Below are 10,092 nucleotides of genomic sequence, written 5' to 3'. Positions count from 1 at the left end.
GGAATATCGGCCCGCATGAGGTCCTGCCTGAACTCCGGTTTAAGCCGCCGGAGCGGGGTGCAGGAGACCGCATAGATGAGCACCTCTCCCGTTACGCCGTCTTTCAGTTCAACGACGCGGTAGTTGACCTCGTCGCCCTGCTCGATATCGAGTGCCGCCGCCGCCTCGGTATCGGCGCCGACGACGTGCTGCACCAGGGTGGTGATGGTGACGGGATGGCCCGTCGCCATCTCGAGCAGGCCGGTCACCGACCCGTCGGTCCCGATGAGAACCTTCTGCATCGGGGAGAGCCTGCCTACGCCATGCTCGATCTCCTGTATCCTCTCGACGATCCCGTCTGCCGTCAGGGGTTCCATATCCTTGGGTAGCGTTGTACATGGGGACTACAAAAAGATGGTGCCGGGATATCCGCTCCTGTCAGGGAGGCTCACGGCGAAAAGAACCGGGAGAGGAAGTCCGGCGCCTGGATAAGACCGAACGAGCCCTTTGCCGCCTCGCGCTCGGAGAACGCGGAGACATCGTCCCTCCCCTTCCCGAGCACCGCGAACGGCACCGGGTCTGCTGTGTGGGTCTTACACCGAATCGGCGTCGGGTGGTCGGGGAGGACCGCGACGGTCGTGTCCGGGCGGTCGAGGACGATCCCGATCGCCTCGTCGAGCCGCTCGATCGCCCGCACCTTCTCCTCGACGCTCCCCATGTGCCCGGCCTCGTCGGGGGCCTCGACGTGCATGTAGACGAAGTCGAGGCGGTCGAGGGCGTCGACCGCATACCGCGCCTTCGCCTCGTAGTCGGTGTCGATGAACCCGGTGGCGCCGGGAACATGGATCACCTCCATCCCGGCAAGGCGGGCGATGCCGGATAGAAGGTCGACCGCAGAGATCACGCCGCCGACAAGGCCGTACTTCTCGCGGAAGGGCGCGAGCGACGGCTTCTTCCCGCCGCTCCACGGCCAGATGTCGGTTGCAGCGGTCTTTCCGTCCTCAAAGCGGCGCCGGTTGACCGGATGATCGGCAAAGACCTCCCGTGCCCGCTCCATGCAATCGAGGAGGAGTTCGGCGTCGTCGCCGCGCGGGAGGAACGCCGTGATCGGCTGACCGACGATGTCGTGGGGCGGGGTGGTGACGGCGCCCCGCGCGCCGGGAACGGTCATCAGGTTCCGGTAACTGATCCCCGGGTGGACCCGGACGTCGCCGAGCGCGGCAGAGAGGTCGCGGAGGAGCTCGGCGCCCTCGGCGCTAGAGATGTGGCCGGCGTTGAAGTCCTCCATCACGCCGTTGCGGATCGCGACCAGGTTGCACCGGTAGGCCATCTCGCCGTCCCGGAGGGAGATCCCCATGCTGGCCGCTTCGAGCGGTCCCCTCCCGGTATAGGAGGTGCGGGGGTCGTAGCCCAGGATCGAGAGGTTCGCGACGTCGCTCCCCGGCTCGAACCCTGCGGGCACTGTCCGTAGCATCCCGCACCGGCCCTCGCGGGCGATCCTGTCCATATTCGGTATCTCTGCGTACTCGAGGGGTGTCCTGCCCCCCAGTTCGGCAAGCGGCTCGTCCGCCATGCCGTCCCCGAGAATGACGATGTACTTCATGTGAACCCTTGGTAATCCCTGATCCGGGGGCGGCGTGCCCCCTATCCGAGCATGGCGCGGACCGCTGTCCGGACACTCTCTTCCGATGTGGTTCCGCACCGCCACCCGAGGCTCTTGAGCTTCTCGACCGAGAGCTGCATCTTCGGCACGTCGCCGACCCAGCCCCGCGCTCCGCCGGTGAACCGGTGGCGGACGCCGGAGAGACCCATCTCCTCCGTGACGATATCGGCGATCCTGACAACGTCGATCCAGTCCTCGGAACCGATGTTGAAAGTGTTCACCGGATCGCGCGAGTGCTCGATCCCGAACTGCACGGCGCGGACACACTCCCCGACCTCCAGGTAGGATTTCGTCTGCCTGCCGTCGCCGAGGATCTCGAGTTCCTGCGGGTTCTCGCGAAGTTTCCGGATGAAGTCGGTGATGACCCCATGCCCGCTCCGCTCGCCGATGATGTTTGCAAACCGGTAGACCCACGACGTCATCTCAAACGAGTGGCAATACGACGATATGAGCGCCTCGCAGGCGAGTTTCGTCGCACCGTAGACGGATATCGGTTCGAGCGGCGTATAGGTCTCCGGCGTGGGGATGACGGCGGCATCGCCGTAGACGGTCGAGGTCGAGGTGAAGACCAGTTCCGGCACGCCGTGTGCCCGCATCGCCTCGAGCACCCGGTGCGTCGCGACGATGTTGTTCCTGATCTGGGAGTCCGGGGTCACGGCGCTCTGCCGGACGTCGGGGTCTGCGGCGAGATGGTAGACCCGATCTGCGCCGGAAAATCGTTCCTGCCACCCGTCGTCGAGCAGGTTTTGCCTGACAATGGTGACCTTCCCGCCCGCCGCGTGGTGCGCGAGGTTCGTCTCGGTGCCCGCACTGCAGTCGTCGATGACCAGCACGTCGTCTCCCCCTGCCGCCAGCGCGTCGACGACGTGCGAACCGATGAACCCGGCACCGCCCGTTACGATAGAGAACATCATAGAGTAATCTCCCTCTCATGCTATAGGATTTACTTATGGGTGAAGCGGGGGAGTTCAACCCGGAGAAAAATTAATTCCATATGCGGCTCACTCCACGATCCGATACCTTCGTCCGGAGTATATTTTTCATGGTTGCCTCCGACATATGATGAATCACAAGGAGTTGTCCGATTGAGAGAGGCATGCACCTGTTGCAGATCCGGCCGGTTTTCCGTCGCCGTCAGCCTGCAGAGTCGAATTTTTTCGTTCGCCGATATCCCGAGCGGAGCCGGGCAATGAGTTCGCGTCCCGAGCTCCGGGAACACGCCGGGATTTATCTCCGCGGTCTCGCGATGGGAGCCTGCGATATCATCCCCGGTGTCTCAGGCGGGACGATCGCCCTCATCACCGGGATCTACGAGCGGCTGGTCGGAGCCATCGGCAGTGTCGACCCTGCCTCGGTAAAACACCTCGTCCGGGGTGATTTTGGGTCTCTCAGGGCAGACATCGAGAAGATCGATCTTCCGTTCCTCGTCGTCCTCCTTGCCGGTATCGGCACCGCTTTCCTCCTGATGTCCGGGGTGATCCTCTCCCTCCTCACCGATCACACGGTAGCGACCTACTCCTTCTTCCTCGGCCTGATCATTGCTTCTGCGGTCGCAATATTCCTTGAGATCCGCTCCCCGAACACGGCCACCGTCGCCTACCTCGTCGTCGGGGCCGGCGCCGGCTACCTTCTCGGGGGCCTCGGGAACCTCGACCCCGGTCACTCCCTGCCGGTCCTCTTCCTCACCGGGATGGCGGCGCTCTGCGCCATGATCCTCCCCGGTATATCGGGAGCTTATATCACCCTCGTCCTCAACCAGTACGAGTTCATGCTTGCGGCGCTTCGGTCATTCCTGCTTCCTGAGATCCTTGCCTACATCGCCGGCGGTGTTGCGGGCCTCCTCCTCTTCACGAAAGCTCTCAAGTACCTCCTCGCGACCTACCACGCGGCGATGCTCGCTCTGCTCACCGGCCTGATGCTCGGTTCGGCGCGGATGCTCTGGGATACAGGAGCCGCAGCCGGAGATATGGTGGGCGGCGGCTGGGTCTTCTTTCTTGCGGGACTTGCCGTCGTCGGCGCGTTTGAGTACGTAAAGAGGCGCTACCGGACCGGAACAGCCTGATTTACGCCTCTTCGCACGGAGCGATCCAAAAACTTACTTCCTCCAGAGGGTGCAACGGGATATATCATGTTCATCGGGATCGATCACGGCACCACCGCGATGCGCTTCTCAAGCGGGGACGCGGAGTTCAAGATCTCCCGGGAAGAGGCCAGGGACTTCTCGGCCGACGATCTTGCCCGACTCGCTCCGCTCGACGAGATCGAAGGTATTGCCGTCTGTTACTCGATGGGCGACGGCATCTCGGCCCTCACCGGGATTGAACGAGTCAGGAACCGGGGCGTCATCTCCCGGGAAGGTGCCGGCAAGCACATCGGCGGCGGCACCAGGGTCTACGACGCGATCAGGGAGAGCGGTCTTCCCGCCGTCGTCATCCCCGGGCTGCACCGCGCATCGCCGACCGACCCGCGGTTCAAGGCCTACTCCCACCAGTCGAGTCCCGAGAAGATTGGGATCCTATATGAGGTCGTGCACGACCTCGGGGACGACGTCGTGGTCTGCGACGCGAGTTCGAACACTGTCACCCTCCTCGTGACCGCCGGAAGGATCACCGGCGCGTTCGATGCCTGCGTCTTCGCGCCCGGCACCCGGCACGGCGCCCTCGATGTGGATGCCATCCGCCGGATCGACCGGGGCGAGTCGACGGCAAACGACGCTTTTCTCCATGCAGGCGTGGATTACACGGTGCCTTCCGATCTGCGGACGGAGACGATGGCCATGTTTGCCGCGATGGAATGCGCCTCGATGCTTCTCCTCAACCCCGGTGCGGAGGTCGCCCTCGCCGGCTCCATGGCGCCCGCCATCGCGCCGCGGGTGAAGGAACTCCTCTCCCGTAACGTCACCGTCTACGACGAGTGGTGCGCCTCCCGGGGGCTTGCCCGGATCGCCCGCGATGTCTTCTTGGGGGCAACCGATATCCTCGGGCTCGCGGTTGAGCGGTAGCCCCCGCCCGGGCAGACCGCCGGAGGCCGAACCTCCTGTTTCCTACTCTTTTAAGTGACGCGGGGTAGTATAGTGGATTAACTAGAGGAGAGGCCGGAACCATGCAGCAGGAATGCCCCAGTATCGCCGATCTCATGCTCCTGATGACGTCGCGTCTCGAAGAGACGGCGCGCACGCTGGATCAGGTAAATGCCGGCCGGTTTCTCGAAGAGATTCTCAGTGCAAAACGGATATATCTCGCCGGAGCCGGCCGCTCCGGCCTTGTCGCGCGGGCGTTTGCCCAGCGGCTGATGCATCTCGGGTTCGAGAGTTACGTCATCGGCGAGACGATCACGCCCGCGTTCGGCCCGGAAGACGTCCTCGTCGCGTTCTCGGGTTCGGGAGAGACCCGGTCGGTCGTGGACGCGTGCGAGACCGCCCGGGAGATCGGGGGGAAGATCTGTCTCGTCACCTCGACGGCCGACTCGCGTATCGGCCGCATGGCAGATTGCGTCGTCGAGATCGGGAACAACCAGCTCAAAGATGCTGATATCCCGCACGACTTCGAGATCCGCCAGCTCACCGGACAGTACCGGTCGGTCTCCGGATCGTTCGCCCCGCTCGGGACGCTCTTCGAGACCGTGGCGCTGGTCTTTTCGGACGCGATCGTCTCGGCCCTCATGGAAGTCCGGCACTGTACCGCCGAAGATCTCAGAAGCCGCCTTGCAAACGTCCAGTGATCGGCGGCAGTCTCATCTCCCGCGTCTCCTCCTCCGGCACCGGCAAAAAATATCACCTCCGGGGGGCAACAGATGTTCCGGCCCGCCCTGTTGAGTGCCGGGTATTTATATTATTAATCATTAAGATTTAAAGGGGGTTTTTGTTTGAGAGAGTTACGCATTCACGGCAGGGGTGGTCAGGGTTCCGTGACCGCCGCCGAACTCATTGCTTACGCTGCATTTGAGGGCGGTGCCTTTTCCCAGGCATTCCCGGCCTTCGGTGTAGAACGCCGGGGCGCCCCGGTTCAGGCGTTCGTCCGGTTCAGCGACGAGAAGGTACGGCTGCGCAGCCAGGTCTACGAACCCGATTACATCATCGTGCAGGACCCGACCCTGATCGGGGATGTCGACGTCTTCAACGGTATGAAAGCGGGCGGAATCGCCATCATCAATACCGAGAAGCCCGACTTCGATTCCCACGTTCCGGAGGGCGTAAAGGTCTATACCATCGATGCGACCACCATCGCGCTCGAAGAACTCGGTGTGCCCATCACCAATACAACCCTGATGGGCGCGTTTGCCGCAGCCACCGGCGAGATCAAGCTGGAGCCGCTGGAGCACGCGTTGCGCCGCCGGTTCTCCGGGAGCATGGCCGACAAAAACGTCAGGGCGGCGGAACGCGCGTACAACCAGATCGGGGGTGCCGCATAATGGCGCTACGGGTCGGCTGCGCTGCGCCGCCGGGGAAAGCGCTTGATAACAAGACGGGCGCCTGGCGGGTCTTCAAACCGGTCTTTGATCCCGAGACGTGCAGCCGGTGCGGCATGTGCGCCCTGGTATGTCCGGAAGGGTGCGTCCGCGAGACCGAGGAGGGCACGTTCGAGCCTGATCTCGACTACTGCAAGGGCTGCGGCATCTGCGTAGAGATCTGCCCGAAGAAAAGCATCCGGATGGAAAAGGAGGAGAAATAATGCTGGAGTTTATGGAAGGGTCGCATGCGGTTGCCGAGATCGTGAAACGCTGCCGCCCGCAGGTGATCGCAGCCTACCCGATCACGCCGCAGACGCACATTGTCGAAGACCTCGCCCAGATGGTGGCGAACTGCGAGATCGATGCCGAGTACATCACGGTCGAGAGCGAGTTCTCGGCTCTTTCCGCCTGCCTCGGTGCGAGCGCGGCGGGCTCCCGGGTCTATTCGGCGACGACGTCCCAGGGGCTTGCCCTGATGTTCGAGGTCTGCTTCAACGCGGCGGGGATGCGCCAGCCGATCGTGATGACGATCGCGAACCGCTCGCTCGGCGCGCCGCTCTCGATCTGGAACGACCAGCAGGACTCGATATCGTTGCGTGACTCGGGGTGGCTGCAGTTCTACGCCGAGGACAACCAGGAGACCGCCGATCTCCACATGATCGCCTATAAGGTCTGCGAAGATCACGACGTCCTCCTTCCGGCGTTCGTCTGCTTCGACGGCTTCATTCTCACGCACACCTTCGAGCCGGTCGCCCTTCCCACCCAGGAAGAGGTGGACGCCTATCTGCCGGCCTTTAACCCGTACCAGCGGCTGGACGCGGAAAATCCGCTGAGTTTCGGGATGTATGCGACGCCCGAGTACTACACCGAATTCCGCTACGAAGTCGACCGGGCGCAGTATCGCGCCAAAGAGGCGTTTATCAAGGCCGGGCGCGAGTTCGGCGAGCAGTTCGGGAGGGACTACTCCGCGCCCGTCGAAGGCTACCGGCTCGAGGACGCCGATACCGCGCTCGTTGCGATGGGCTCCATCTGCGGCACTGCAAAAGACGCCATCGACGAGATGCGCGAGCACGGACGGAAGATCGGGCTCCTCAAGATCCGGACCTACCGGCCGTTCCCGGCTCAGGAGATTGCGGATGCCTTGAAGGGCGTCTCGACGGTGGCGGTGCTCGACAAGAACATATCGCTCGGCAGCGGCGGGGCGGTCGGCACCGAGGTGAAGGCGGCGCTCTACGGCTCCGGCATATCCGTGTACGACTACATAATCGCCCTCGGCGGGCGCGACGTGCGCAAACGGGACATCGCCGCGGTCGTCGATCTCGCCGAGAAAGGAGAAGGAGATATGTTCTATGGACTACGGACGGAGGTGCTCTGAATGGCTGAAGTAGAGGGAGGAGGGTGCGAGCTCTTCTCGGCCGGGCACCGGGCGTGCGGAGGGTGCGGCCCGGCGCTTGCGGCCCGGCTCCTCCTCAAGGCGACCGGAAAGAACGTCATCATCGCTGCCGCGACGGGGTGCATGGAGGTCTTCTCGACGCCCTACCCGGAGACGGCCTGGGGCGTCCCCTGGATCCACTCGCTCTTCGAGAACCCTGCAGCGGTTGCGTCGGGCATCGAGGCCGCGCTGAAGCGGCAGGGACGAACGGAGAAGGTCGTCTGCATCGGCGGCGACGGGTCCACGCTCGATATCGGGGTGCTCTGCATCAGCGGCGCCTTCGAGCGCGGCCACGACATCACCTACATCTGCTACGACAACGAGGCCTACATGAACACGGGCATCCAGCGGTCGGGCGCGACACCCTACGGTGCGAGCACCACGACGAGCCCGGCCGGGCCGTGCTCGCTCGGCAACCCGCGCCCGAAGAAGGACATGCCCGCGATCCTCGCCGCACACGGCGCGCCCTACGTCGCGACGGCCTCAATCGCCTACCCGAACGACTTCGTGCAGAAGGTCGAGCGGGCGATCAACACCCCCGGCCCCTGCTACATCCAGGTGCACACCCCCTGCTGCACGGGATGGGGCTTTGAGTCCGGCGAGACGCTCAACATGGCTAAACTCGCCATCGAGACCGGTCTCTGGGTGAACTACGAGATGGTCGACGGCCGGGTGGAGAAGGCGAAGAAGGTACGGCGCAAACCCGTCGAGGAGTACCTCGCAAAGCAGAAGCGGTTCCGGCACCTCTTTAAGCCCGCCCGCCGGGACGACGTGATCGCGAATATCCAGGCGATCGCCGACGCCAACGCCGAGCGGTTCGGGATCGACATCAAGCGAAAAGAATCGTCAGAATAAAATACAACCCGAAGAGAACCATGGCGAGTCCGCTCGCCTGCACCACTTTTTTGTAATGGGGGCCGAGAACGTTCGCTCCCCGCGCGACTGCAAAGGCAAGGAGCCCGAGCCAGACGATATCCGCGCCGATATGCCCGACGTAGAACTCGACGAACGCCGGGTGGAGCGCCAGAAACCCGACGCCGAACGTGAGCCACCAGACCCACCAGTAGGGGTTGCCGAGCGTGCAGGCCAGCCCGAGGGCAACCGGTGCCCGGGTCTCCTCCTTCACGATAACACCCTCTCCCGCACGGAGGAACTGCACGGTGCCGAACGCGATCAGAATACCTGAGCCGAGCAGGGCGATGAGGTCGATGTGCGGAACGTCGCGCACGCCGAAGGCTATGGCCGCGACCATGGCGGCTTCGGGGATGCCGTGCCCCGCGACCAGCCCTGCGACGAACCGCCCGGGCTGCCGCGATCCGAGGCCGAGGACCGAGGCGGTCATGGGGCCGGGCGAGGCGGCCCCGGAGAACCCGATCAGAAACGACGCGGCGACGATCTCGATCATTCGCCCTCTTTCCTCCGTGAGATGACGAGGGGGAGGATCAGGACGAGCGCGACCGCGACCCAGATGGTGCCGAAGGTGGTGAGCAGGATCTCGCGGTCAGGTGTGTAGAAGCGGACCTCCACAACGCGTATCCCGTCCCAGGCGACCTCCGTTGTCCCGTTCGGCCCGGTGGAGATCACGGCGCCGGGGCTGACCATGCCGATGAGCGGGTTTCTGACGTCGAATCCCCCGGGCAGGTCGACGGTCACGGCATACGGCGTATCGAAGGCCGCGACAAGGCGGTTATCCCTCACAGGAGCCCGGTAGGTTATCGTGTAGTTCCCTTCCGGGAAGGTGATGACGCCCCTTCCCGCGTCCTGGTACTCGACCGGGCCCGCGGGACCGAGCACCTCGAGACCCTCGACCTGGAGCGGAACCCGCTCCCCCAGCATTCCCGGTGTCCAGAAGGTGTGTTCGCTCCCCGTGACCGTGATCGAGGCCTCGTAGGCGGTGCCGTTGGGGAGCACCCGGACGGCGGCCTCCTGTGCCGTCGCCGGTGCAGCGATCAGGATCAGCGCAAGGCAGAGAGCAGCGAGGGCAGATCCGCGTCGATCTCGGTGGGGGGCTCGCATTGTCGCACCACTGTTTCGGGATCTTTCAAGAGATGACCGGTCACCACGCAGACGATCCGCTCATCCTTATCGATCAGGCCGAGTTCGGCAAGTTTCCGTATTCCGGCGACCGAGGCTGCCGAGGCGGGTTCGACCCCGATCCCCTCCTTCCTCGCAAGATCGCGCTGCATGGCAAGGATCTCCTCGTCGGTCACGGATGCCGCCGTCCCGCCCGTCGCCCGGATGGCGACGAGCGCCTTCTCTGCATTCACCGGGGCGCCGATCCGTATCGCGGTCGCGATGGTCTCGGGTGCGGATTCCGGAACCAGCACATCGAGGTTCTGCTCGATTGCCTTCACCACCGGCTGCGAGCCGGCAGCCTGGATGCCGGTCATCATCGGCAGCCGATCGATGAACCCGAGGGCCTCAAGTTCCCGAAGCCCTTTGTAGACCGCGGAGATGTTGCCTGCGTTCCCGACCGGGAGAACTATCCGGTCGGGCACCTCGCCGCCGAGCTGGTCGATCGCCTCGAACCCGATCGTCTTCTGCCCCTCCAGCCGGTAGGGGTTGACCG

The 10,092-nt window shown here is 64.1% G+C and carries 13 protein-coding genes; 7 read left to right on the top strand and 6 right to left on the bottom strand.

Annotation, left to right across the window (positions count from 1 at the left end):
* The 3 genes from L21_RS11010 to L21_RS11000 all read right to left on the bottom strand — a co-directional run.
* Positions 1–356 (bottom strand): chorismate--pyruvate lyase family protein (locus L21_RS11010; RefSeq protein WP_143727283.1); only part of this gene is annotated, 356 nt, incomplete at its 3' end.
* Between the two features lie 71 nt (positions 357–427).
* Positions 428–1,582: a cofactor-independent phosphoglycerate mutase gene (locus tag L21_RS11005; RefSeq protein WP_074370519.1), complete on the bottom strand. Its 1,155-nt coding sequence runs from the start codon at positions 1,580–1,582 to the stop codon at positions 428–430.
* 41 nt (positions 1,583–1,623) lie between these two features.
* Positions 1,624–2,556, bottom strand: coding sequence for an NAD-dependent epimerase/dehydratase family protein (locus L21_RS11000; RefSeq protein WP_083608967.1), 933 nt, complete (start codon positions 2,554–2,556; stop codon positions 1,624–1,626).
* A gap of 275 nt (positions 2,557–2,831) precedes the next feature.
* On the opposite strand from L21_RS11000, the gene L21_RS10995 reads away from it, so the two are divergent.
* From L21_RS10995 to L21_RS10965, 7 genes are all read left to right on the top strand, one after another.
* On the top strand, positions 2,832–3,704 hold the full coding sequence (locus tag L21_RS10995; RefSeq protein ID WP_074370518.1) for a DUF368 domain-containing protein: 873 nt from the start codon (positions 2,832–2,834) through the stop codon (positions 3,702–3,704).
* Between the two features lie 66 nt (positions 3,705–3,770).
* Positions 3,771–4,643, top strand: coding sequence for a methanogenesis marker 12 protein (locus tag L21_RS10990; protein WP_074370517.1), 873 nt, complete (start codon positions 3,771–3,773; stop codon positions 4,641–4,643).
* 101 nt (positions 4,644–4,744) lie between these two features.
* Complete coding sequence (gene hxlB / locus L21_RS10985) at positions 4,745–5,362, top strand: 6-phospho-3-hexuloisomerase (protein WP_074370516.1); 618 nt, start codon at positions 4,745–4,747, stop codon at positions 5,360–5,362.
* Between the two features lie 144 nt (positions 5,363–5,506).
* Positions 5,507–6,052 carry a pyruvate ferredoxin oxidoreductase subunit gamma gene (locus tag L21_RS10980; RefSeq protein ID WP_074370515.1) on the top strand — a complete coding sequence of 182 codons (546 nt, stop codon included), beginning with the start codon at positions 5,507–5,509 and terminating at the stop codon, positions 6,050–6,052.
* Complete coding sequence (locus L21_RS10975) at positions 6,052–6,312, top strand: 4Fe-4S binding protein (protein ID WP_074370514.1); 261 nt, start codon at positions 6,052–6,054, stop codon at positions 6,310–6,312. Before L21_RS10980 ends, L21_RS10975 begins: the two co-directional genes overlap by 1 nt.
* Positions 6,312–7,466 (top strand): transketolase C-terminal domain-containing protein, encoded by a 1,155-nt coding sequence (locus L21_RS10970; RefSeq protein ID WP_074370513.1) that lies wholly within the window; start codon positions 6,312–6,314, stop codon positions 7,464–7,466. Before L21_RS10975 ends, L21_RS10970 begins: the two co-directional genes overlap by 1 nt.
* A complete protein-coding gene (locus L21_RS10965; RefSeq protein WP_074370512.1) occupies positions 7,467–8,378 on the top strand; it encodes a thiamine pyrophosphate-dependent enzyme in 912 nt (303 codons plus the stop codon).
* On the opposite strand, the gene L21_RS10960 is transcribed toward L21_RS10965, so the two are convergent.
* The 3 genes from L21_RS10960 to thrC form a co-directional block, all read right to left on the bottom strand.
* The gene (locus tag L21_RS10960; RefSeq protein WP_074370511.1) at positions 8,353–8,928 is read right to left on the bottom strand and encodes a LysE family translocator; all 576 of its coding nucleotides are present in this window, start codon (positions 8,926–8,928) and stop codon (positions 8,353–8,355) included. The genes L21_RS10965 and L21_RS10960 overlap by 26 nt on opposite strands.
* On the bottom strand, positions 8,925–9,539 hold the full coding sequence (locus tag L21_RS10955; protein ID WP_256713090.1) for a DUF5803 family protein: 615 nt from the start codon (positions 9,537–9,539) through the stop codon (positions 8,925–8,927). The genes L21_RS10960 and L21_RS10955 overlap by 4 nt, the downstream gene beginning before the upstream one ends.
* Positions 9,479–10,092 (bottom strand): threonine synthase (gene thrC / locus L21_RS10950; protein ID WP_074370510.1); only part of this gene is annotated, 614 nt, incomplete at its 5' end. The genes thrC and L21_RS10955, both read right to left, overlap by 61 nt.

This window comes from Methanoculleus chikugoensis (assembly GCF_900095385.1).
GTDB lineage: Archaea > Halobacteriota > Methanomicrobia > Methanomicrobiales > Methanoculleaceae > Methanoculleus > Methanoculleus chikugoensis_A.
This window is presented reverse-complemented; position numbering and strand designations above follow the sequence as displayed.